General features: G+C 66.8%; 20 protein-coding genes. 10 read left to right on the forward strand and 10 right to left on the reverse strand.

Annotated elements, in window-relative coordinates; translation table 11 throughout:
- Positions 1-3 precede the first annotated feature (3 nt).
- Positions 4-717 carry a GntR family transcriptional regulator gene (locus tag ABG80_RS14235; RefSeq protein WP_058088301.1) on the forward strand — a complete coding sequence of 238 codons (714 nt, stop codon included), beginning with the start codon at positions 4-6 and terminating at the stop codon, positions 715-717.
- A 33-nt stretch (positions 718-750) separates the two neighbouring features.
- On the opposite strand, the gene ABG80_RS14240 is transcribed toward ABG80_RS14235, so the two are convergent.
- The 3 genes from ABG80_RS14240 to ABG80_RS14250 form a co-directional block, all read right to left on the reverse strand.
- Positions 751-1200 carry a hypothetical protein gene (locus ABG80_RS14240; protein ID WP_152987638.1) on the reverse strand — a complete coding sequence of 150 codons (450 nt, stop codon included), beginning with the start codon at positions 1198-1200 and terminating at the stop codon, positions 751-753.
- Between the two features lie 112 nt (positions 1201-1312).
- Positions 1313-2602, reverse strand: coding sequence for an FIST signal transduction protein (locus ABG80_RS14245; protein WP_235513868.1), 1290 nt, complete (start codon positions 2600-2602; stop codon positions 1313-1315).
- A 20-nt stretch (positions 2603-2622) separates the two neighbouring features.
- Positions 2623-3315, reverse strand: a complete 693-nt coding sequence (locus ABG80_RS14250; protein ID WP_235513869.1) for a PhaM family polyhydroxyalkanoate granule multifunctional regulatory protein — start codon at positions 3313-3315, stop codon at positions 2623-2625.
- A gap of 111 nt (positions 3316-3426) precedes the next feature.
- Between ABG80_RS14250 and ABG80_RS14255 the strand changes: the two genes are divergently transcribed.
- Positions 3427-5019 carry an alkaline phosphatase D family protein gene (locus ABG80_RS14255; protein ID WP_058088304.1) on the forward strand — a complete coding sequence of 531 codons (1593 nt, stop codon included), beginning with the start codon at positions 3427-3429 and terminating at the stop codon, positions 5017-5019.
- Positions 5020-5044: 25 nt separating this feature from the next.
- Here the strand turns inward: ABG80_RS14255 and ABG80_RS14260 are convergent, their stop codons facing one another.
- Positions 5045-5611: an HNH endonuclease gene (locus tag ABG80_RS14260; RefSeq protein ID WP_058088305.1), complete on the reverse strand. Its 567-nt coding sequence runs from the start codon at positions 5609-5611 to the stop codon at positions 5045-5047.
- Between the two features lie 289 nt (positions 5612-5900).
- Here ABG80_RS14260 and ABG80_RS14265 point away from each other — a divergent pair, with 289 nt between their 5' ends.
- From ABG80_RS14265 to ABG80_RS14295, 7 genes are all read left to right on the forward strand, one after another.
- Positions 5901-6569, forward strand: coding sequence for a TetR/AcrR family transcriptional regulator (locus ABG80_RS14265; protein WP_058088626.1), 669 nt, complete (start codon positions 5901-5903; stop codon positions 6567-6569).
- A gap of 48 nt (positions 6570-6617) precedes the next feature.
- A complete protein-coding gene (locus tag ABG80_RS14270; RefSeq protein WP_058088306.1) occupies positions 6618-8408 on the forward strand; it encodes an acyl-CoA dehydrogenase C-terminal domain-containing protein in 1791 nt (596 codons plus the stop codon).
- 86 nt (positions 8409-8494) lie between these two features.
- Positions 8495-10894: a 3-hydroxyacyl-CoA dehydrogenase/enoyl-CoA hydratase family protein gene (locus ABG80_RS14275; protein ID WP_058088307.1), complete on the forward strand. Its 2400-nt coding sequence runs from the start codon at positions 8495-8497 to the stop codon at positions 10892-10894.
- Between the two features lie 18 nt (positions 10895-10912).
- On the forward strand, positions 10913-12136 hold the full coding sequence (locus tag ABG80_RS14280; protein ID WP_058088308.1) for an acetyl-CoA C-acyltransferase: 1224 nt from the start codon (positions 10913-10915) through the stop codon (positions 12134-12136).
- Between the two features lie 125 nt (positions 12137-12261).
- Positions 12262-13110 (forward strand): alpha/beta hydrolase family protein, encoded by an 849-nt coding sequence (locus tag ABG80_RS14285; protein ID WP_058088309.1) that lies wholly within the window; start codon positions 12262-12264, stop codon positions 13108-13110.
- A 28-nt stretch (positions 13111-13138) separates the two neighbouring features.
- The gene (locus ABG80_RS14290; RefSeq protein ID WP_058088310.1) at positions 13139-13990 is read left to right on the forward strand and encodes an alpha/beta hydrolase family protein; all 852 of its coding nucleotides are present in this window, start codon (positions 13139-13141) and stop codon (positions 13988-13990) included.
- Between the two features lie 41 nt (positions 13991-14031).
- Complete coding sequence (locus ABG80_RS14295; RefSeq protein WP_058088311.1) at positions 14032-14808, forward strand: enoyl-CoA hydratase; 777 nt, start codon at positions 14032-14034, stop codon at positions 14806-14808.
- A gap of 27 nt (positions 14809-14835) precedes the next feature.
- Here ABG80_RS14295 and ABG80_RS14300 read toward each other — a convergent pair whose 3' ends face one another.
- Complete coding sequence (locus ABG80_RS14300) at positions 14836-15570, reverse strand: 2OG-Fe dioxygenase family protein (RefSeq protein ID WP_058088312.1); 735 nt, start codon at positions 15568-15570, stop codon at positions 14836-14838.
- 12 nt (positions 15571-15582) lie between these two features.
- Positions 15583-16002: an acyl-CoA thioesterase gene (locus tag ABG80_RS14305; protein WP_058088313.1), complete on the reverse strand. Its 420-nt coding sequence runs from the start codon at positions 16000-16002 to the stop codon at positions 15583-15585.
- Between the two features lie 90 nt (positions 16003-16092).
- Between ABG80_RS14305 and ABG80_RS14310 the strand changes: the two genes are divergently transcribed.
- Entirely contained in the window at positions 16093-17931 is a 1839-nt protein-coding gene (locus ABG80_RS14310; RefSeq protein WP_058088314.1) for an ABCB family ABC transporter ATP-binding protein/permease, read from the forward strand.
- A gap of 42 nt (positions 17932-17973) precedes the next feature.
- On the opposite strand, the gene ABG80_RS14315 is transcribed toward ABG80_RS14310, so the two are convergent.
- From ABG80_RS14315 to ABG80_RS14330, 4 genes are all read right to left on the reverse strand, one after another.
- Positions 17974-18975 carry a DUF4394 domain-containing protein gene (locus tag ABG80_RS14315; RefSeq protein WP_235513870.1) on the reverse strand — a complete coding sequence of 334 codons (1002 nt, stop codon included), beginning with the start codon at positions 18973-18975 and terminating at the stop codon, positions 17974-17976.
- A gap of 61 nt (positions 18976-19036) precedes the next feature.
- Entirely contained in the window at positions 19037-19876 is an 840-nt protein-coding gene (locus ABG80_RS14320) for a prohibitin family protein (protein WP_058088315.1), read from the reverse strand.
- Between the two features lie 85 nt (positions 19877-19961).
- Complete coding sequence (locus tag ABG80_RS14325; RefSeq protein WP_058088316.1) at positions 19962-20519, reverse strand: cohesin domain-containing protein; 558 nt, start codon at positions 20517-20519, stop codon at positions 19962-19964.
- 53 nt (positions 20520-20572) lie between these two features.
- Positions 20573-23248, reverse strand: a complete 2676-nt coding sequence (locus ABG80_RS14330; protein WP_160322552.1) for a C25 family cysteine peptidase — start codon at positions 23246-23248, stop codon at positions 20573-20575.
- Positions 23249-23378 lie beyond the last annotated feature (130 nt).

The following is a 23378-nucleotide window of genomic DNA, read 5'->3' on the forward strand; positions in this document are numbered from 1 at the left end:
ACCATGACCCTGGTTTCGGTTCTGTCTCCTGCTGACCTGCCCGCCGCCACCCTGGCCGAGCGGGCTTACGCCCAGATCAAGCAGTTGATCTTCGACTTTCACCTGCTGCCAGGTGACCGATTCTCGGAGGCCGACCTCACCCAACGCGTGCAAGTCAGCCGCACGCCTTTGCGCCAGGCCCTGCAGCGCCTGCAACGCGAAGGTTTCTTGCTCGTGTTCCCGAAAAGTGGCTGGCAGGTCGCGCCGCTGGACTTCGAGGCCTTTGACCAACTCTACGACCTGAGGATCCTGCTGGAGACCCACGCCGTGGCGCGCCTTTGCGAAGCCGAGGAGCGGCCCACGCTGCGCGAGCTGGCCGACACCTGGCTGGTCCCGGCGGAAGACCGCCTCAATCACCCGCTGCCTGTGGGGCAGATGGACGAAGAGTTCCACGCTGCCCTGGTTCGGGCGGTGGGCAACAGCGAGATGACCCGGGTGCACGCAGACATCACCGAGCGCATCCGCATCATCCGGAGGCTGGATTTCATCAAGCCTGCGCGCGTGGACCTGACCTACGACGAACACGCGCGCATCCTGAGGGCCATCACCAGGCGTCGCACCGACGAGGCGCAACGCCTGCTGCGCGCTCACGTCGAGCAAAGCAAGCTGGAGGTGCGGCACATCACGCTCGACATGCTTTACCAGGCTCGACAGCGGCTGGCCGCCGAGCTCGCCTGACCCGATGAGACCTGTGCCGATGGCGCAGCGGTCTCAGATGGACGCGGAGTGAATGCTCAGTTCGTTGAGGCGACCCAGCACCAGGCGGTCTCGGGGATCGATGGTGAGCGTGCAGCCCCGTCCTTCAAAGCGGTAGTGGTGCCCGGTGATCGATGACAGCACGCTGAGCGTGCCCTGCCCGTGGTAGACCGCGTGGCAGGACCCGCGCGGTGAGCGGGCGGCGTCGGGCGCCGCAACCGGGGCGGGCGATGCAGTGTGGTCGGGTTGGGGCTTGGCTGTGGCCAGCGAATGCTGCGGCGTGCCCGGCGTGGGGGTGCGTCCTGTGCTCGAGGTGTGGGCTGCGGCGTGCGGTGCCGCCAGCCAGCGAGAGCGCGTGCGGTGCTCGCGGCCTTCACGCGAGGCGACTGCCAGCGAGTGATCGGCCAGGGGAGGGAAGGGGGCGAATGGAATGGGGCCAGTGCGGCGAAGGGGACGGGCGATCACGGCGAACTCCTGCAGGTCGGACAACGGGCAGATGCCAGTTTCTAGATGGGAGCCTTCGCTGGAAATCCCCTTCGGTGGGGCCTTCTTTTGGGGGGAGGGTGAGGGGAAGGGCTCAGCGCCCGAACACCGTCAACACCCCTGTGTAGCCGTAAAGGTGGTGGCGGGCCACCTCACCTCCAGCGAAGAAACCGACGATGGGCAGGTTGCCCAGCGCATGCGAGACCAGTTCCATTTCCGCGTTGAGCCCGCCGAACTGTGCGCCACCACGGCCGGCGCAGCTGACGTAGATCGCCCCCACCGCTTCGCGACCGGGGTGCTCGTCGGGGTCGAACTCTTCGCGCACCTCGGCACAAGCGCGAACCAGGTCTTGCCGGGCTGCTTGCTGATGGCGCTGGCAAAAAGCCAGCTGCATCCCCTCTTCGATGTTGTCGGCCAGCGCCACACCTTGGCGCCCAGGGTCCAGTCCGATCAGGTGGCGCACGCGCGTGTCAGCGCCGAAATGTCGGCCGTGCTCCAGCAGGTCGCTGCCAGCGTCGGTCACCCCGGCGAGGGTGGCGCGCACCTTGGGCAGGGCCTGGCGCTGCCAGCCTTCGCTCGCGGTGGTGGCGGTCATGCCCAGGTCCTGGAGCAAACAAGACAGGGCGGGGCGGCCGTCGAGCTCATAGACCACGTTGCGTTCGGCTCGCGTCACCACCCGGCGGGGCCCCACCGGCGTGCAGCCCTGGCTGACGCGAGAGACCAGCCGCACGCCTGGCGAGAACGCCACACCCGACAGGCCACCGTGCCACACACCGCTGCTGGCCCATTCGGAGCCTGGCGTGGCTTCGGCAGACGCACCTGGTGACCAGGCCAGGTGCGGGCTGCCATGGCGACCGGCGCTGAGCCCGCCAAACAGGTAGCCGGTGTCGGTGCGCGCGGCCAGCTCCGTGATCAACTCGGCCAGCTCGGGGCTGCGCGCGTCGGCGTGAACCTGGGCGGTGTGGGCCCGCCAGCCGCCATGGGTTGGCAGACCGGCTGCCAAGGCTGGCAGCGGTTGGCGGCCATGAAAGAGTCTGAAATCTGCAGAGGGCAGGTTGCAGACCATCACCGCCAGCGCCGGCTCGTCCATGTATTCCACCCCGGTGGCCAGCACACCGACACCCACGGCGCCCACCCAGCTGACGCCAGGCATCCGCTCGTGCAAGGCGCGCAGCACCTCCTCGCAGCCGTGAGCCAGTTCGTCGGTCAGGTAACACCAGCCCAGCGTGGGCCCCATCTCTTCAACGCCCTGTGCGCTCAGCTGCGCCCACACGATTTCCACGGCCAGCTCGGGCAGGGGGTGGGTCGCGTGGGCGTGCAGGAAGCTCAGGGCAGAGGGGGGTGTCGCGGGGTGGGCGGGCGACGACGAGGGTGAATGGGGCACGCGGCGGCTCCGTCTGCGGCTCAGCCGGCGTCCGAGCCGCTGGCCTTGCGGGCGCTTCGAGGCTTGGCGGGGGTCTTGCGACGGGCGGCAGCCTTGCGCGCCGGCTGGCGAGCACTGGTTGATTTGGGGGGCGTGGCAGCCTGCTCGCCCATCATCTGCTCACCCATGGATTGCGCCGTCTGGGCCGTCTGCGATGCCAGGTGGGTGAACTGCTGGGTCAGGGTGTCCCACCAGCGCATGGGGTTGATCAGTTCGGCTTGTGGTGACGGCGTCTCGGTAGAGGCGGTCTCGGCCTTGGGCTCAGGGGCTGCGGGCGGCTCAGGGGCCGGGGCGGCAGCTTCGGTGGTGCGGGCCCGCAAGGCGTCGCGCACGGCGTCCATCGACACGTTCATGCCCTGCAGCGTGCTGAGGGTCATCTTCTGGACTTCCAGCCCCTGGATCGTCATGGCGATCATGCGGGCGTTCTGTTCCAGCCAGAACTGAACGGTGCGCAAATCCTGGATGCGTTTGTCGAGCTCTTGGGGGTCCAGCGTCGGCATGCTCCAGGCGGGCATGGCGCCAGACTGGGTGCTCGCGCCTTGCAGGTTGGGCAGGGCGCTGCCGGCGGCCTTGAGCCAGTCCTGGAAGAAGTCCAGGCCAGCCCCCAGGCCCGCGAAAGGTGGGCTGCTGGCGTTCGAGCCGGAGGGGTCCGGGCTGGTCGGTCGCGTGGGCATGGCCGTCTCCTTGGGGTGCCAGAGGCACCAGATGTGTTGAAACCATTGTGCACTCAAGCGCGAACGCTTGGCAGGGTGCGGACACCGCTCGCGCGCATAATCGGCGCCTCGATGCAACGCCGCGATCTCTTCCTTCACCTGACCCGCTTTGCCGCTGCCCTGGCCTGGCAGCAGGTGTTCTCGGCGGGCGCGCAAGCGCAGTCTCAGCCGGACGAGGCATGGGCGTCGCAAGACGATCCGTTTCCCTTGGGTGTGGCCAGTGGTGAGCCCTTGCCCGATGCCGTCGTGCTGTGGACCCGACTGGCGCCGCGCCCCCTGCAGGCCGATGGCGGCATGCCGCAAGCCGCGGTACCGGTGCGCTGGGAAGTGGCCGCCGACGCCCGGTTCACCCAGGTCGTGCGCCAAGGCGTGATCGTGGCCGAGCCCGCCGTGGCGCACAGCGTGCACGTGTTGGTAGAGGGGCTCGCGCCCGGCCGCACCTACCACTACCGTTTCGAGGCGGGTGGCCAGCGCAGCCCCGTGGGCCGCACCCGCACCGCGCCCGATCCGGCCGAGCCGGTCCGGCAGTTGCGCATGGCGCTGGCCTCGTGTCAGCACTATGAACACGGCTACTTCAACTCGCACCGCGAGATCGCTGCCAGCGACGTGGACCTGGTGCTGTTCGTGGGCGACTACATCTACACCACCCAGGCCCCGCACCACATCAAGGTGCGCAGCCATGTCCTCGAGATGGACCCCCACCCGGGTGGGCGCACCCTGGCCGACTACCGCATCCACCACGCCAGCTACAAGCTCGACGACGACCTGCGCGCCTGCCACGCGGCCCACCCCTGGTTGATGGTGTGGGACGACCACGAGGTCATGTCCGACTACACCGGTGACACCGCGCCGGGCGTTGACGATCAGCGCGCCTTCATCGCGGCGCGTGCGGCGGCCTACAAAGCCTACTTCGAGCACATGCCGGTGTCGCCGCGTCGCGTGCCCTTCGAAGCCAGCATGCCCATGCAGGGCCGATACCGCTGGGGCCAGTTGGCCGACCTGTGGACGCTGGACACCCGCCAGCACCGGGACGCCGCGCTGTGCAGCGAGTGGCCGCGCGCGCTCATGCACGGCAAGCTGCTTTGGCGCTGCGATGCCATCCAGGCCGATCAGCGCACGTTCCTTGGGCGGCAGCAGGAAGACTGGCTGGCCGCAGGCCTGGCGGGCAGCGACGCGAACTGGCGCTTTGTCGTGCAGACCACGCAGATCGCTCCCTGGCCGATCCGCTCACCGCTGGGGCCGCTGACCTACGCCGAAGGCTGGGACGCGTTCCCTGCCGCGCGGGCCCGCATCATGGAGGCCATCGCCCAGCCGCGGGTGCAGGACGTGGTCTTCCTGGGTGGCGATGTGCACCGTCATGTCGCCGCCAACCTGCGGCTCGATCCCCTGGACCGCTCATCGCCCATCATCGCCAGCGAAGTGGTGACCACCTCGGTCACCAGCAAGGGCATGAGCGAGGTGGCCAATGCGTGGGTGCGCGCAGGCAACCCCGATGTGCTGCACATGCGCAGCGACCAGCGCGGCCACGTGATGCTCGACGTCACGCCGCGCGAGGTGCGTTGCGTGTTCCGTGGCACGCCGCACCCGGCGCGACCGCAGTCGAAGCTGCGCACGCAGGCGACCTACGTGATCGAGCGGGGCAAGCCTGGCTTGAAAAAAGCCTGAGGCCTGGGCGGGGCCGCTCAGCGGATCAGCTCAGCTCTTGCCGCAGCCGGCTGTGCGCCGGCACGCTGGCGAGCAGGAACTCCATCTGGTCGGCCACGATGCGCCGCCCGCGCAGGATCATGTCCTCGTGCAGGCTTGGCACGTATGGCAGGTAGTACATCGACCAGCGCAGCTCGGACAGCGTGCGGTTGCCCTTGCGGCCATTGCAGCTGCGGCAGGCGGTGATGCAGTTCATCCAGGAGTCGACCCCGCCCCGTGAAACGGGCTGGATGTGCTCGCGAGTGAGGTCGTCGAGGGCGAAGTGGTGTCCGCAGTAGGCGCAGACCTGGCGGTCGCGGGCAAACAACTTGGCATTCGAGAGCGCCGGGCTTTGGCGCCACGCGCGGCTGGGAACCGCCCCATGCACCGCGACGATGGGGTGCAATTCCAGGCGCGATTGCATGCCCGTGAGGCGCTGAGTGCCTCCGCGCAGGACCATGAAGGGGTCGCCCAGCGTCCAGGCAACGCTGTCACAGGCATACAGGACCGCCGCTTCCCTGGCCGTGAGCCAGGCCTGCGGACGGCCTGACACATCAAGCTGCAGCACGTCCATTCGACCTCCACGAGGAGTGACTGCCCAAGAATAGAGCAGATTCCGTGCCGCGCTCAAGCTTTCGTGTGCACTCGCCGTGGTGCCTGACGCACGTCATCACGTCGTCACATGGTTGACCCGCAGGGCTTGGCGCGTCGGTTTGACGCCTTCCTGACAGAGTGCGCAAAAAAAATCACCCAACCCGCTACACAAGCCGCTGGATTTCTGCAAAATAGCACGACCGTTCGTTTTATTCGGAGGACCGCCCTTGTCAGATGTGCTGCCCCAGGACGCCAAACCCGCCGCCGAGGTGGCGCGCGAGCGTGGGCGCGAGCGTGGTGCACACAAGGGGCAGCAAACCCGGGCGGCCATCCTGGAGGCGGCGCTGAACCTGGCCTCGCAGATGGGCATCGAGGGCCTGTCGATCGGGGCGCTCGCCGAGGTCACCGGCATGAGCAAATCGGGCGTGTTCGCCCACTTCGGTTCGCGCGAAGAGCTTCAGATTTCGGTCATCCGCGAATACCATGAGCGGTTCGAGGAAGAAGTCTTCCGTCCCGCGATCCGGCAGCCGCGTGGCCTGCCGCGTCTGCGCGCGCTCTTTGACAACTGGGTGGCCAAAGTGGCCACTGAAATCGATTCCGGCTGCATCTACATCAGTGGTGCGGTCGAGTTCGACGACCGTCCGGGTCCTGTGCGAGATGCACTGGCCGGCATGGTGCTGTTGTGGCATGGTGCGCTGGGTCGCGCCATCCGCATGGCGGTCGAACTGGGACATTTGCGTGACGACACCGATCCCATGCAGGTGTTGTTTGAAATCCATGGCCTGATCTTGTCGCTGCACCACGACGCGCGCTTCTTGCGCTCGGCGGGGGCGGTGGATCGGGCCCGCACGGCGTTCGAGCGACTCATCCAGTACTACACGCTGGGTGCGCCGTCGTCGTCTGGACAGGTGGCGCCCGTGGGTGCGACCGCACATTGACCTTTACCTACAGTCAGTTCAACTGCTTTTTTACCGAGGAGCTTCACGATGCCTTCTTACACCCCTCCGCTGCGCGACATGCAATTCGTGATGCACGAACTGCTCGGCGCCGTTGACGAACTCAAGCAGATCCCCGCTTACGCTGATCTGGACGTCGACACCGTCAATGCCGTGCTCGAAGAGGGCGGCAAGTTCGCATCCAAGGTGCTGGCTCCCCTGAACCTGGTCGGCGACGTGCAAGGCTGCGTGCTGAACAAGGAAACCCACGAAGTCAAGACGCCCGATGGCTTCAAGGAAGCTTACAAGCAGTACACCGAAAACGGCTGGTCCGGTCTGTCGGCCGACCCCGAGTTCGGCGGCCAGGGCATGCCCCAGCTGGTCAACCAGGCCGTGTACGAAATGATGAACTCGGCCAACCAGGCCTGGACCATGTACCCCGGCCTGAGCCACGGCGCCCACGCTGCCCTGGAAGCCCACGGCACGCCCGAGCAAAAGGCCCTGTACCTGCCCAAGCTGACCAGCGGCGAGTGGACCGGCACCATGTGCCTGACCGAGCCGCACTGCGGCACCGACCTGGGCCTGCTGCGCACCAAGGCCGTCCCCCAAGCCGACGGCACCTACAAGATCACCGGCGCCAAGATCTTCATCTCGGCCGGTGAACACGACATGGCCGAGAACATCGTCCACCTGGTGCTGGCCCGCCTGCCCGACGCCCCCGAAGGCTCCAAGGGCATCTCGCTGTTCGCCGTGCCGAAGTTCAACGTGAACGCCGACGGCTCGCTGGGTTCGCGCAACGGCATCTACTGCGGTGGCCTCGAGCACAAGATGGGCATCCACGGCAACGCCACCGCCCAGATGGTGCTGGAAGACGCCGTTGGCACCCTGGTGGGCAAGCCCCACCGCGGCCTGCCCGCCATGTTCGTGATGATGAACGGCGCCCGCCTGGGCGTGGGCAACCAGTCGCTGGGCCTGACCCAAGTGGCTTACGAAAACGCCGTGAACTACGCCAAGGACCGCGTGCAGATGCGCGCCCTGTCTGGCGTCAAGCGTCCTGACCTGGCCGCCGACCCCATCATCGTGCACCCCGACGTGCGCAAGATGCTGCTGATCGCCCGTGCCTACGCCGAAGGCGCCCGCGCCCTGGTGTACTACACCGCCATCGAGCTGGACAAGGAGCACAACCACCCCGACGAGGCCGTCCGCAAGGAATCTTCCGACACCGTGGCGCTGCTGACCCCGATCGTCAAGGCCTTCATCACCGACAACGCCTGGGAAGCCACCCGCCACTGCCAGCAAGTCTTCGGTGGCCACGGCTTCATCCACGAGTGGGGCATGGAGCAGTTCGTGCGCGACGCCCGCATCAACATGATCTACGAAGGCACGAACACCGTGCAGTCGCTGGACCTGCTGGGCCGCAAGGTGCTGGGTGACGGTGGCGCCAAGCTGACCGCCTTCGGCAAGAAGATCGGCCGCTTCGTCAAGGAAAACGCCGACAACGAAGCCATGCAGGAGTTCACCAAGCCCCTGGCCGACCTGGGTCAGAAGGTGCAGGGCTTCACGATGGAAATCGGCATGAAGGGCATGCAGAACCCCGACGAAGTGGGCGCCGCCGCCGTCGACTACCTGCGCGTGGTCGGCCACCTGGTCTACGCTTACTTCTTCGCTCAGTCGGCCAAGATCGCCCTCGAGAAGCAAGGCTCCGGCGACACCTTCTACAAGGCCAAGCTGGCCACCGCCCGCTTCTACTTCGCCAAGCTGGTGCCGGAAGTCGAAACCGCCATGATCACCGCCAAGGCTGGTCTGAAGCCCCTGATGGAAATGGACGAAGCCCTGTTCTGATCGACAGGCTGTCACAGGAAGGTTGCACGCCAAGGGCAACCTTCCTTTTTTCCGTCTCCATTCACTGAGTTCCTCGAGGAGAGAACATGAGTCAATTCAATGTGCGCAAGGTGGCCGTGCTCGGCGCCGGCGTGATGGGTGCCCAGATCGCCGCCCACCTGGTCAACTGCAAGGTGCCGGTCGTCCTGTTCGACCTGCCCGCCAAGGAAGGCCCCAAGAACGGCATCGTCACCAAGGCCGTCGAAAACCTCAAGAAGATGAAGCCGTCGCCCCTGGGCGTGGCCGAAGACGCGGCGCTGATCCAGCAAGCCAACTACGAAGAACACCTCGAGGAACTGCGTGGCTGCGACCTGATCATCGAAGCCATCGCTGAGCGCCTGGACTGGAAGGAAGATCTCTACAAGAAGATCGCTCCCTTCGTGAACGACAAGGCCATCCTGGCCACCAACACCTCCGGTCTGTCCATCACGGCCATGGCCAACGTGCTGCCCGAGCAACTGCGTTCGCGCTTCCTGGGCATCCACTTCTTCAACCCCCCGCGCTACATGACGCTGCTGGAGCTGATCCCCACGCAGTACACCGCGCCGGCCGTGGTTGACCAGCTGGAAACGTTCTCGACCTCCGTGGTCGGCAAGAACGCCCTGCGCGCCTACGACACCCCCAACTTCATCGCCAACCGCGTGGGCGTGGCCGGCATGCTGCTGACCTTCCGCGAAGTCGAGCGTTCGGGCCTGGGCTACGACATCGTCGACGACCTGACCGGCAAGAAGCTGGGTCGCGCTTCGTCGGCCACCTTCCGCACCGCCGACGTGGTCGGTCTGGACACGATGGCCCACGTCATCAAGACCCTGCAGAACGGTGCCAAGGACGACCCCTTCAACGGCGCCTTCGAGACCCCCGTTTCGCTGACCAAGCTGCTGGAAAAGGGCAACTTCGGCCAGAAGACCAAGGCCGGCTACTTCAAGAAGGAAGGCAAGACCATCCTTCAGTTCAACGCTGAAACCGGCGAGTACGTGCCCGCTGGCGGCAAGGCCGACAAGGAAGTCACCGACATCCTCAAGAAGCCCGCAGCCGAGCGCCTGAAGGCCCTGCGTGAGTCGAGCAACCCGCAAGCCCAGTTCGTGTGGGCCATCCTGCGCAACGCCTTCCACTACGCCGCCGTGACGCTGGAATCGATCGCCGAGTCCGCTCGCGACATCGACTTCGCCATGCGCTGGGGCTTCGGCGCCAAACAAGGCCCCTTCGAGATCTGGCAAGAAGCCGGCTGGAAGCAAGTGGCTGAATGGGTCAAGGCCGACATCGACGCAGGCAAGGCCCTGTCGTCGACCCCGCTGCCCGCCTGGGTGTTCGACGGCCGCGACGGCGTCCACACTTCGGAAGGCTCCTGGGCCCCGAAGGCTGGCAAGTACGTGCCCGTGCGCGACCTGCCCGTCTACAAGCGCCAGTTCTTCCGCGAGAACGTGCTGGGCTCGAACGCTGCCACCGGTGCCACCGCTGGCAAGACCCTGTTCGAAGACGCCGCCATCCGCCTGTGGACCCTGGACGACGAAGTGGTCATCGCTTCGATCAAGTCCAAGATGCACACGATCTCGGCCGAAGTCACCGCTGGCCTGACCAAGGGCCTGGAGCTGGCCGAAGCCGGCTACAAGGGCCTGGTGATCTGGTCGCAAGACGGCCCGTTCTCGGCTGGCGCCGACCTGCAGTCCATGATGCCCGCCTTCATGGCTGGCGGCGGCAAGGCCATCGCCCCGTTCGAGAAGCAGCTGCAGGACTTCATGCTGTCGCTGCGCTACTCCAACGTCCCGACCGTCGCTGCCATGCACGGCCTGGCCCTGGGTGGCGGCTGTGAACTGGCTGTGCACGCCGCCAAGCGCGTGGCCGCCATGGAAACCTACGTCGGTCTGGTCGAAGTCGGCGTGGGCCTGATCCCCGGCGGCGGTGGCCTGGCTTACCAGGCTCGCCGTGCCGCTGAGCTGCTGGAAACTTCCAAGGGCGTGTCGGGCTCGACCCCGGTCGACCTGATGGCTTACGTCAAGGAGTACTTCCAGGCTTCCGCCATGGCCAAGGTCGCCACCTCGGCCATCGAAGCGCGCAAGTTCGGCTACCTGCTCGACAGCGACATCATCGTCCCCAACAAGGACGAGCTGCTGTATGTCGCCATCGCTCAGGCCAAGGCCATGTTCGAGTCGGGCTACCGCGCCCCGGCCAAGAAGCTCTTCCCCGTGGCGGGCCGCAGCGTCAAGGCCACGCTGCAGTCGTCGCTCATCAACATGCGTGACGGTGGCTTCATCTCGCAGCACGACTACCACATCAGCTCGTGCATCGCCGACGTGCTGACCGGTGGTGACGTCGACGCCGGCACCCTGGTGAGCGAGGAATACCTGCACGCCCTGGAGCGCAAGCACTTCTGCTCGCTGCTGGACAACCCCAAGACGCAAGAGCGCATCATGGGCATGCTGTCGACCGGCAAGCCTGTCCGCAACTGATCGATCGGAGACAAACACATGTCCAAGCAACTCCGCGACGTTTACGTCGTTGCCGCCACCCGCACCCCGATCGGCAAGTCTGGCCGCGGCGTGTTCAAGAACACCCGTCCTGACGACCTGCTGGTCGCCACCATCAAGAACGCCCTCAAGCAGGTTCCCACGCTGGACCCGGCTGCCATCGAAGACGCCATCGTTGGCTGCGCGATGCCCGAAGGCGAACAAGGCATGAACGTGGCCAAGATCGCCGCGCTGCTGTCGGGCCTGCCCAAGACCGTGGCCGGTGCCACCGTCAACCGTTTCTGCGCGGCTGGCATCACCGCCGTGTCGATGGCCGCCGACCGCATCCGCGTCGGCGAAGCCGAAGTCATGATCGCCGGTGGTGTGGAATCGATGTCCATGGTCCCCATGGGCGGCGCCAAGCCTTCGTTCAACCCCGATGTGGTCAACATCGACGAGAACTTCGGCATCGCCTACGGCATGGGCATGACGGCTGAGAAGGTCGCCCAGCAATGGCAAGTGACCCGCGAAGAACAAGACGCCTTCGCGACCGAATCGCACCGCCGTGCCATCGCCGCCCAGCAAGCTGGCTTCTTCGACGCTGAAACCACGCCGATCGAAATCGAAGTGCGCACGCCGAACCTGGAAACGGGCGAAGTGACGATCACCAAGAAGACGATCACCCGTGACGAAGGCGCCCGTCCTGACACCTCGGTGGAAGGCCTGGCCAAGCTGCGCCCGGTGTTCGCCGCCAAGGGTTCGGTCACCGCTGGCAACTCGTCGCAAACGTCCGACGGCGCTGGCTGCCTGATCCTGGCTTCGAAGGAAGCCTGCGAGAAGTATGGTCTGAAGCCGCTGGCCAAGTTCGTGGCCTTCGCGGTCAAGGGCGTGCCGCCCGAGATCATGGGCATCGGCCCGATCGAAGCCATCCCCAAGGCCCTCGAATACGCTGGCCTGAAGGCCTCCGACATGGACTGGGTCGAGCTGAACGAAGCGTTCGCTGCGCAATCCCTGGCCGTGCTGAAGGATCTGGACAGCAAGGGCCACGTGCTGGACCGTGCCAAGGTCAACCCGATGGGCGGCGCCATCGCCCTGGGTCACCCCCTGGGCGCCACCGGTGCCATCCGCGCTGCAACGGTCGTTCACGGCCTGCGTCGCACGGGCGGCAAGTACGGCATGGTGACGATGTGCATCGGCTCCGGCCAGGGTGCCGCTGGCATCTTCGAGCGCGTCGACAGCCTGTGATCGGCTGACGCCAGCGTTTGACGATTGAAAAAGCCCGCCACCGTGCGGGCTTTTTCTTCGGCCTTCGCCGATCTTGTCGCAGCCTTTTGATCACCTTTGCCTCAACCGACTCCAGGCCTGTTTCGATGGAATCGTTCCGCGTCCTCACCGCCGATGGCCACAGCCTGGCCGCACGTTGCTTCAAGCCGCAAGGCGGCGCGGCGCGGCGCGCGGTCATCATCGCGTGCGCCCTGGGCGTGCCGCAAAGCTTCTACACCCGCTACGCCACCTGGCTGACCCAGCAAGGCTGCGCGGTCTACACCTTCGACTGGCGCGGCATGGGCGAGTCCGCGCCCGACAACCTGCGCCAGTACCGGGCCAAGCTGATCGACTGGGCGCTGCATGATGCGCCCGCCATGATGGAGCTGGTCGCCCAGCGCCACCCGAGCCTGCCCATCAGCTGGTTCGGTCACAGCATGGGCGGCATCCTGTTCGGCGCCATGCCGCAGCACCCGCAGATCGACCACGTGGTCACGCTGGGCAGTGGCAGCGGCTACGTCATGCACCTGGCCAAGCCCTTGCGCTATGTCATCGGCGCGTTCTGGCACGTGATCGTGCCGCTGAGCGTGGCGCGCCATGGGTACTACGCCGGCAGCCGCATCAAGGCCGTGGGCGACCTGCCGCGCGGCATCGTGGCGCAATGGAAGCGCTGGTGCGCTTCGCCCAAGTTCGTGCTCAGCGAAGGCGAGCACATCCGCCAGGCCTATGCCGGCGTGAAGCTGCCCATCACGGCGGTGCTGTTCGCCGACGACACCATGGCCAGCCCGGACGGCATCGGCGCCGTGCACCAGGCCTACACCGGCACGAAGGTGGACTACGTTTTCCTGCGCCCGAACGATGTGGGGGCCGCCAGCGTGGGGCACTTCAACTTCTTCCATGGTCGCACCGGCCCTCAGGGCTGGCGCCACAGCCTGCCCTGGCTGGGCATGGCCTGATCCCCTCGGACACGGTCTCCCCGAAGCCATGAGCGAAGCCTTCGAGCCCCTGACGCTGCGAACCCCCGATGGCCATGAGCTGGCCGCGCGCGCCTACGTGCCTGCAGGCGAGGTGCGCCGCGCGGTGCTGATCGGCGCAGCCATGGGCGTGCCCCAGCGCTTTTATCAGGCCTTCGCTACCTGGCTGGCCACTCAAGGCGTGGCCGTGCTGACCTTTGACTGGCGTGGCACGGGCGAGTCCGCCCCGCGCAGCTTGCGTGGCTTCAAGGCCAGCATCACCGACTGGGCCACGCAAGACCTGCCCGCCGCCGCAGATGCCTTGTGCGCGCGCTGGCCCGATGCGCCGCGCACCTTCCTGGGCCACAGCCTGGGCGGCCAACTGTTCGGCTGGCTGGCTCAGCCCGAGCGCTTCGAGCGCGTGCTGACGGTGGCCAGTGGCAACGGCTACTGGCGCATGAACGCGCCGGCCGTGCGTCGCAAGGCACCGCTGCTGTGGTGGGTGCTCGCGCCCGTGGGCATCGCGCTGGCTGGCTACTTCCCGGGCAAGCGCCTGGGCGCCGTGGGCGACCTGCCAGCTGCGGCCATGTGGCAGTGGCGCCGATGGTGCCTGCACCCTGACTACGTGGGCTCCGAAGGGTCGGCGCTGCGCGAGCGCTACGCCAGCATTCGCCACCCCATCACCGTCGTGCTCATGGAGGACGACGAGCTGATCAGCCCCGAAGGCATTCGCGCGCTGTATCGCCTGTACGCTGGTGCCCAGCTTCGTTTCGAGTCCCTGCACCCCCATGCCCACGGGCTGAAACGGTTGGGCCATTTCGGCCTGTTCCAGCCCCATGCTTCGAAGCTGTGGCCGCAGGCGCTGCGCTGGCTCGAAGCCTGACCCCCTTTTGTCCCACTGCCTTTCACAACGAGGAGACACCCATGTCCAACGACATCCTGGCCCACCGCGAAGGCGGCATCCTGACGCTGACCTTCAACCGCCTCGACAAGAAGAACGCCATCACCACGGTGATGTACACCCGCCTGGCGCAAGAGCTGGAGCAGGCTTGCGAAGACGACGCGGTGCGCGTGGCCGTGATCCAGGGCGACGTGAGCTGCTTCACCGCCGGCAACGACTTGGCCGACTTCCTGAACAACCCGCCGAACATGGCCGCTGACGCAGAGCCGGCACCGGTGGTTCGCTTCCTCAACGTCCTGCGCACCTTCCCCAAGCCCATCATCGCCGCTGTGGCCGGCCCGGCCGTGGGCATCGGCACCACGCTGCTGCTGCATTGCGACCTGGTCTACGCGGGCGACAACGCCGCCTTCAGCCTGCCCTTCGTGAACCTGGGCCTGTGCCCCGAAGCCGGCTCGGCCCTGCTGCTGCCTTCGCTGGTGGGCTACCCGCGCGCCGCCGAGAAGCTGATGCTGGGCGAAGCCTTCTACGCCGAAGAGGCCGTGGAGATGGGCATCGTCAACCGCATCCTGCCGCCGCAGGAGGTCAACGCCTACGCGCAAGGCCAGGCCACCAAGCTGGCCGCCAAGCCGCTGGCCGCGCTGCGCGCCACCAAGGCCGTCATGAAGATGGGACAGGTGGGCTTGAAGGCCATCATGGACGAGGAGCTCAAGCTCTTCGGTGCGCTGCTGCGCGGCCCCGCCGCCAAGGAGGCCATCAGCGCCGTGATGGAAAAGCGCAAGCCCAACTTCCAGGGCATGTGACGAGCCCGGGGCCTGAGCCGGACAAGCTCAAGGCCCCTGAAAGCCGCCCTGGCGGAACGTCAGCACCAGGGTGTCGCGCCAGCCATGCTCGCCCAGCGGCTGGATGGGCGTGGACTCGTGGATCACGCGCTCGTCGTCGAGCAGCAGCGTGCTCCAGGGCTGGTCGAGCGTGAAGCGCACGCCTTGCGGGCCATCGGCCTCGAACACGCGCGTCTCGCCACCCTTGATGCCCTGGCGACCCAGCATGATCACGGCCACGAAGTCGACGCCATCGCGGTGCGCGCCTTCGGGCGTCGGGCGGCCGATGCCACCGGTGGTGTCGACTCGGAACTGGTGCGCCTCGATGTACCAGGCGGGCACGGGCTTGACGCCGGCCAGGAAGCCGCCGAGCTTGCTCAGCAGGGCTCGCCACATCGGGTGCTGCGCGATGCCGTCGGGCACGGGCTCGAACCAGCGCTCGAAACCGCCGTGCAGGGCGTTGTAAGTCACCGGTTGCCAGTGGGCCCGGTGCGGCGTCTGTGTGAGCGTTTGGGCCGCCGTGTCGTACACGAAGCAGCTGTGACGACGGAAGCGGTAGTGCCCGCCGTCGCGCAGGTGCGTGTCGGGCGGCAGGTCGTTCCAGCTGGCGTGCAGGGCCTCGGCTTGTGCCGCGTCAGCGGGCAGCCAGGGGTAGAGCAGCGTGGTGGGCAGCAGGGCCCAACCTTCGGCGGTCAAGGACGAAGAAACCTCGCCGAGGCTGGCGGGGGCAGCGATGGTGCGCATGGGCAAATGGGATCAGGCGGGCTGGGCCGGGCGAGGGCGCCCGTCGCGGTCGATGGCCACGTAGGTGACGTTGGCCTCGGTGACCTTCACCAGGATCGGGTCGGACGGGCGGCGTTCGGCCCAGACCTCGACGTGCACGGTGATGGAGGTGCGGCCGATCTTCTCGACGCGGGCGTAAAAACTCAGCAGGTCACCCACCGACACCGCATTGCGGAACACGAACTCGTTGACAGCGATGGTGGCCACGCGGCCGCGCGAGATGCGCGCGGGCAGCACGCAGGCGGCGAGGTCGACCTGCGCCATGATCCAGCCGCCGAAGATGTCGCCGTTGCCGTTGGCGTCTTTGGGCATGGGCATGACGCGCATGACCAGCTCCATCTCGGGATGCAGGTCGGGCGGGGTCATCAGGGCGGGGCTGGTCGGTTGGGTCATGGGCGTGCCAAAACTGGGTGGGCCAAAGCGGGGTGAGCCAAAGCCGTCGACAATGGACGGTCTCGTTTGTTGGTACGCCATTGTTCCAGAATGCGCCGATTCGCACAGGCTTCAAGTCAAACCCCTGTCACCTCAGGTCCCAACCCGGGGCCCGTCCGCAGTGACCGCGACACGCTCGCCCGGCTGTGGCCCTACCTGTGGGCCTACAAGTGGCGAGTGGTGGCGGCGCTGGCCTTCATGGTGGGCGCCAAGCTGGCCAACGTGGGCGTGCCCGTGTTGCTCAAGGACCTGGTCGACACGCTGGCGCCCAAGGCGGGCAGCGCCGAGGCCCTGTTGGCGGTGCCTGTGGGTTTGCTGCTGGCGTATGGTCTGCTGCGCCTGTCCACTTCGGTGTTCGCCGAGTTGCGCGAGCTGGTCTTTGCCAAGGCCACCGAAGGCGCGGCGCGCAGCATCTCGCTGCAGGTCTTCGGGCACCTGCACGCCATGAGCCTGCGCTTTCACCTCGAGCGCCAGACCGGGGGCATGACCCGCGACATCGAGCGCGGCACGCGCGCCGTGCACTCGCTGATCTCGTACTCGCTCTACAGCATCATCCCCACGCTGATCGAGGTCACGCTGGTGCTCTCGCTGCTGGCCATCAAGTTCGACATGGCTTTTGCGTGGATCACGCTGGCGGCGCTGGTGTTCTACGTGGTCTTCACGGTGACGCTGACGCAGTGGCGCACGCGTTTTCGGCGCGAGATGAACGAGCTGGACTCCAAAGCCCACACACGCGCCATCGACTCGCTGCTGAACTACGAAACCGTCAAGTACTTCAACAACGAAGCCTTTGAAGCGCGGCGCTACGACGAGGCGCTCGAACGCCTGCGCCGCGCCGGTGTCAAGTCGCAGCAGACGCTGTCGCTGCTCAACGCGGGCCAGCAGACCATCATCGCCATCGGCCTGATCGCCATGCTGTGGCGCGCCACCCAGGGCGTGGTCGAAGGGCGCATGACGGTGGGTGACCTGGTCATGGTCAACGCCTTCATGATCCAGCTCTACATCCCGCTGAACTTCCTGGGCGTGATCTACCGCGAGATCAAGCAGTCGCTGACCGACCTCGACAAGATGTTCACGCTGCTCGAGCGCGAGCGCGAGGTGGCCGATGCGCCCGATGCGCGGCCGCTGCTGCTCAAGGGCCCGCCGTCTGTGCGCTTTGATCACGTCGATTTCGCCTATGACCCCGAGCGGGCCATCTTGCACGACGTGAGCTTCGAGATCCCGGCGGGCAAGACGGTGGCGGTGGTCGGCCCATCGGGCTCTGGCAAGTCGACGCTGGCGCGATTGCTCTACCGCTTCTACGACGTGCAGGGTGGGCGCGTCACCATCAACGGCCACGACCTCACCAGCATCACGCAGGACAGCCTCAGGCGCGCCATCGGCATCGTGCCGCAGGACACCGTGCTGTTCAACGACACCGTGGCCTACAACATCGCTTATGGCCGGCCCGAGGCCTCGCAGGACGAGGTGATCCAGGCCGCGCAGGCGGCGCACATCCACGGCTTCATCGCGGCCACGCCCAAGGGCTACGACACCATCGTCGGCGAACGAGGCTTGAAGCTCTCCGGAGGCGAGAAACAGCGCGTGGCCATCGCGCGCACGCTGCTCAAGGACCCGCCCATCCTGGTGTTCGACGAGGCGACCTCGGCGCTGGACTCGGCCAACGAGCGCGCCATCCAGGCCGAGCTGGCGGCGGTGGGCGAGGGCAAGACGGTGCTGGTGATCGCGCACCGCCTCTCGACCATCGTGAACGCGCACGAGATCCTGGTGATGGAGGCAGGGCGCGTCATCGAGCGGGGCACCCACCCGGTGCTGCTCGCGGCCAACGGACGTTATGCGCAGATGTGGCGCTTGCAGCAGGCCTCGGGTGATGCAGCAGGGGCGGTTTGAGCTCAGCCCTGTGCGCGCGCAGGTGCTGTGCGCCGCCTTGGCTCACGGTTGAATGGCCATGCCCAGCACGGTGCCCAGGCGGTCGCGCTCGCGCGCGGGGCCGATCAGGCAGATGAGCTTGGCTTGCCCCGTCTTCAGGTCGATGGTGTAGAGGCGCGAGGTGGTCGAGCCGATGCGCCCGGTCACCAGGTAGGCGTTGTTCTTGACGTCGTCTATGTCCAGCGAGGCGTGGTCGAACGAATGCACGCCCAACGGGCCCACCGTGCGCAGCTCGCCCGTGTTGGGCGAGACCACCGGGGTGGCGCCCTCCGGTGAGCCCTGCATGACCAGGTGGCCTGCCCGCGCGTCGATGGCGTAGTTGGTGGTGATCTTTTCGTTGTCCTTGTTGTAGGTGTAGCCGGCTGCCACGATGCGAGGGGCGCTGCCGGCTTGCTCGTCGCCATCGGCGTAGCGCAGGGCCCCGTCAGGTTGCACGCCGTCCACGTCGGGCTGGCCATCGACCTGTGCACCCGTGTCTGGGTGCAGGCGCAGGTTGTCGCCCCGGTCGCCGACCACGCGGATGCGGTCCACCGTCGGGTTGAAGTCGAAGCCGAAGGTGCGTGCCTGCGGCAGCTTCACGCCCGACCCAATGGCCTGGACCTCGCCGCTGTCCGGGTTGATTCGCAGCAGGCGCCCACGCGTGCTCAGGGCAAACAGCTCTCCGCGTGCGACCCGGAAGTCCATGCCCAGGATGCTCTCGCCGGGCAGCAGGCCTGTCAGGGGCACGCGGCTGAGCAACTCTTCGGGGCGATCGGCCTGGAAGCTGATCAGGCGGTGGCTGGCGGTGATGGCAAGCAGTCGCTCCTGGCGGGGGGTGGCATCGGCCCGGACTTCTTGAGGCTGCTGGGCCTGGGCGCGGGCGGAGGGCTCTGCAGGCTCGCCTTGAAGCCAGCTGGGCAACCATGCGCAGCCACCCAGGCACAGCGTGCCCAGCAAGCTGGCGGTGATCATCAGCGCACGAGCGCGAGGGTGTGGCTGAAACGGTGTTGGCGACAGATCATGCATGGTGTTCCTCGATGAGGTGGGCATCGGCGGTGTGGCGATCAGGCGGCGATGCCTTCGGCCTTCAGGGCTTGGCCGGGTTCAGCTGGATGAAGGGCGTGGCCCCACCTGTGACCTGCGGCAAGTTGCCATCCCATTTGCGGATGGCCTCGCGTTCGTTCTCGATCTTGCGCAGGGCCAACAGGTCGGGCGTGATCTGCTGGCGTTGCAGGGCCAGGGCGTCTGCTTCGGCCTTGGCGCTGGCAACCTTCTGTTTGGCCTCGACCTCGATGCGCTGCAGGTCGCGTTCGGCCTTGAGCTTTTCCTGCTCGGCCTTGACCTTGGCCTCGATGGCTTCCGAGAACGAGCGCGAGAAGGCGAAGTTGACGATGGCGAATTCGTCGAGCACCAGGCCGTGGCGGATCATTTTTTCGCGCAACAGCGCACCGATGGCGTCACGCACCTCGGTGCGGCGCGTGACCAGCTCTTCGGCGGTGAAGCGCGCCGTGACGGCTTTGACGGCCTCTTGCGCAGCCGGGATGATGATGCGGTCGGCCGCGATGTCGGTGGTCGGTCCGATGTTGCGAAAGACCTCGACCGCGTGCTTGGGGTCGAGGTGGTAGTTGATGGCGATGCGGGTGTGCACCGACTGCAGGTCGCGCGAAGCGGCATCGCCTTCGCCCTCGCCTTTTTGCAGGCGCACGTCCATCACGTGCATGGTCTGAGCCAGCGGCACCTTGAAGTGGATGCCGGGCTCGTAGACGGCGTCATCGGCTTTGCCGAAGGTGGTCTTGATGCCGCGCTCACCGGCGGAGATGACGGTGATCGGGTTGAGGGCCGACAGCAGCACCACGGCGGCAACGCCGAGCACCGCGAACTTGATGACCCGCGACGCACCGGACGCGGGTTGGCCGAAACTGGACATGGATCCTCCCGGGGAACATGGCTTGTGCGGCCATGCTACCCCAGGGGATCCGGCGCCGGATGCCCGGCAACCAGGCGCTTGTGACTCAGCTGCGACGCGAGCGCAGGCGGGTCATGGCCAGGCAGCCAGCCAGCATCAGCGCCAGGGCGCCGGGCTCCGGCACGGCCACGGTCACGGTGGCGAACTTGTAGGCCGGCAGGGTGACCTCCAGGGCGCCGTCTTCAACGAAGGGCTGCAGCGTGTTGGCCAGGGGCGTGACCAGGCTCTGGCCCACGTTGAGCGCGGTGAAGTTCAGCGTGGCCAGCTTGACGTCCCCAGGCACCGGGTTGTTGGTGGCGAAGTAGGCGTCGCTGAGCGTGCCCGAGGCGTTGTCGATCAAGCCGCCGTTGCGGGCGAACTCCCAGCTGGCCGGGATGACGACGCTGTCCAGGCGCAGCACGGCCGGATCGAAGCTCAGGCCGAAGCCCCCGCCCAGAACGGCCTCGGTGAAGCCCGATGCCATGAGGTTGAGCGAGAACGTTTCGCCCGGCGCCACGGTCAGGGCGTCGAGGTCGAACGACACACTCTGGGCCTGGGCGGTGCTGCAAGCCAGTGCGACGCACAAGGTGGACGCGGCGGTGGCGATGGAACGGATGGCGGTCATGTGGACTCCTGATGGTGTGGTTGAACGTGTGAAAGAGGGTGGCATTGGTGGGTTCAGCGACCGCTGGTGTGCCAGGCCGAGGGGCCGGGGCGCGTGGCAAAGAGGCGGCGCACGGCGCTCAGGTCCAGGCTGTTGACGATGCCGTCGCCGTTCTGGTCGCCGGCTCGCCCGCTGGTGCCGAAGTCGCGCCGAACGATGGACATGTCGATGGTGTTGACGATGCCGTCGTTGTTGAGGTCGGCATCACAGGCATCGCCATAGCCGTCGAGGTCGGTGTCGCGCTGGTTGGCGTTCTTGACGCTGACGCAGTTGTCGCGGCTGTCGGCCACGCCGTCGCCATCGGTGTCTGTTTCGGTGCTGGCTACCTGGTCTGCCGTGCCCTCGCCGGCCGCAGCGCGCACGATCACGTTCTTGGGTGGGTTGTCCCCCAGGTCGATGCTGGCGTTGCCGCCTTCATCGGCCACCCCGCGACCAACCACCGTGCCCTTGACCGGGTCGATGGCGACGACCGTGACCCAGTCACCCTCTGGAATCGGCCGGTCGTTCGGCTTGAGTCGCACACGCAAGAACTTGCCTTCCAGAACAGCCTGGCTGATGCCCACAGGCCAGGGCAGCAGGCCTTGTGGGCTGACGCGCAGCTTGACGGTCGGGTCGCCCAGCAGGTTGTAGATGTTGAGCTCGTGGCGCAGGGTGGCCACACCGGGCTGGGTGCCGCTCGAGTTCAGCGGGTGGCTGTTGGCCGCCGAGCCCGCTGCGACCTGCTTGATGTAGGTCTTGGCGTAGTTCAGCAGGTCGCCCAGGCGCTTGGACGGCGCTGCGCTGCCATAGGGAAGCAGGCCGGGGAAGATGCCATCGAACAAGCCCAGCGTCATGTGGTTGTTGGCCGTGGTGCTGCTGATGCGGGTGTCACCGATGACGGCCAGCGCCCCGTCCGACTTGCGCAGCAGCGCTTCGGCGAAGTAGGTGCTGAGCATGCTCGGGCCATAGCCGGGGGCGACGAACTGCGGCGCCAGGTCCACCGTTTCGTTGTCGAAGATGCCCGAGGCGCAGTTGATGCTCAGCACCACCGGGAAGCGGTTGCCGGTGACGGACACCGAGGCCACGTCGGTGGTGCTGAAGCCCGGGTGCGACCAGCCTGTCCACCAGCCGTGGTCGCGGTGGTAGACCAGGGCGCTGCCGGCGTTGATGCTGGCCACCACATCGGCGCTGTTGGCGTTCCAGGGGAAGCCGGGCTTGCGCAGGGCGGCAGGGATGGCGGCGCCGCTGTTGTAGAAGCGCGGGTCGGAGCCGTTGGGGGCCCAGTACAGGCGTGCCACGTTGTAGCCCAGCGAGTTGGCGTGGTTGCGCACGATCTCGCTGGTCTCGACGAACCAGCGCTCGTCCTTGATGCCGCTGTCATCGGCCTGAAAGTGCGAGGCGAAGGTCAGCCGGTTGTAGAAGTCCGAGCCGATGATCGGGTTGACCGGCGGGAACAGCTCGTAGGACTTGACCTTGGAGACGATGGTCTGGGCCTGTGCCAGCGTGTCCACCGGCAGGCGCCCGATGCCGAAGGGCGGCACGGTGAACGCGTCCGAACCCGGCGCGAACTGGCCGTACCACATGTCGCCAGCGCTGCGGGCGTGCTCCGGGAAGACCGGGTCGGCGGAGAAGGGGCTGATCTCGTCGTAGTTGGTCGGAATGAATTCCGCGTCACCCATGAACAGCACCCACTTGGGCCGCACGATGTGGGAGTTGTAGAAGTTGGCGATCCAGTTGCGGATCTGGGTGCGCGTGGCCGTCGGGCTGGCGCCAGTGATCTCGCTGGTGGTCACCACGCGGGTCGAGATGCCAAGTGCCTGCTTGTGGGCCTTGAGGTCGTTGGCCGCGTCCAGGAAGTTGGGGTGCGTGACGATGAGAAAGCGCGCGCCGAAGAAGTTCGGGTTCAGCGTCAGGCCCGGCGGCACGCAACGCAGCTCGGCCGCGATCTGCTTGTTGAGCGCGAAGCGCATGGCCGGTTGCGGCAGCGCCTCGATGCGCTGGTCGATCGGGTCGAACCCCTTTTCCTGGCGCGTGGTGACCCATTCCTTGTTGAGCAGGCGGTCGTAGGTGAAGCAGCGGCCCGGGTGCTTGATGGTGACGAGGTAACTGGGGTACCAGCTCAGCACCTGGTTGGACGGGTCGTAGCCATACGGGGCCAGGCGAAAGCCCTCGACGCGCACGTCGCCCTGGCCGATGGGCAGGTTGCCGCGCGACTGTCCGGGCTTGAACACGCCCTTGCCCCAGGTGTCGGGGTTGAAGACGAAGGGGATCTTGGCGTCTTCTTCTTTCTCGCGCGAGTGCTCGGGCGGCTGCACCGGGTAGATGCGCGCGCTCAGGCGTTGGATGCCGCCCTCGGGCACGATGCTGACGTCGGGCGACTCCTTGAGGTCAAGCGGCAAAGCGGCCGAGAAGCCGCCTGCTGGCAGCTCGGGCAGGCCAGGTTGGCTGTTGTCGACCGCGAAGCCACCTTCACGCAAGGAAAAGCGCTGGAAGGCACCCGAGTCGGTCTGCACGGTCTCGAGCACGGGTTTGGGCACGGTGATCCGCACCACAGTCTGGTCGGCGTTGCTGGAAATCAGCTGCACCAGCGAAGCGGTCTGGGCGTGGGCGGCCCAGGGCAGGGCCAGGCTGGCGGCCAGGGCGATGGGGCGCCAGGTCAGCGCACGTTGGTGGCGGCGGCTCGAGCGGGCCGACTGAGAGGGGCTGGGCATCATGAGGTCCTCGTCTGCGTTGGGTGGACCCGGCCGAGAGGGGGGCGGCGGGTGTGTGCAGACTAGGGCTTCATCCTTTTGGCTGATAGCCCCTGCTCCCTAGCCCTTGGGGTGCGAATTCGCTTCGACT

The organism is Aquabacterium parvum (assembly GCF_001447195.1).
Classification (GTDB): domain Bacteria; phylum Pseudomonadota; class Gammaproteobacteria; order Burkholderiales; family Burkholderiaceae_C; genus Aquabacterium; species Aquabacterium parvum.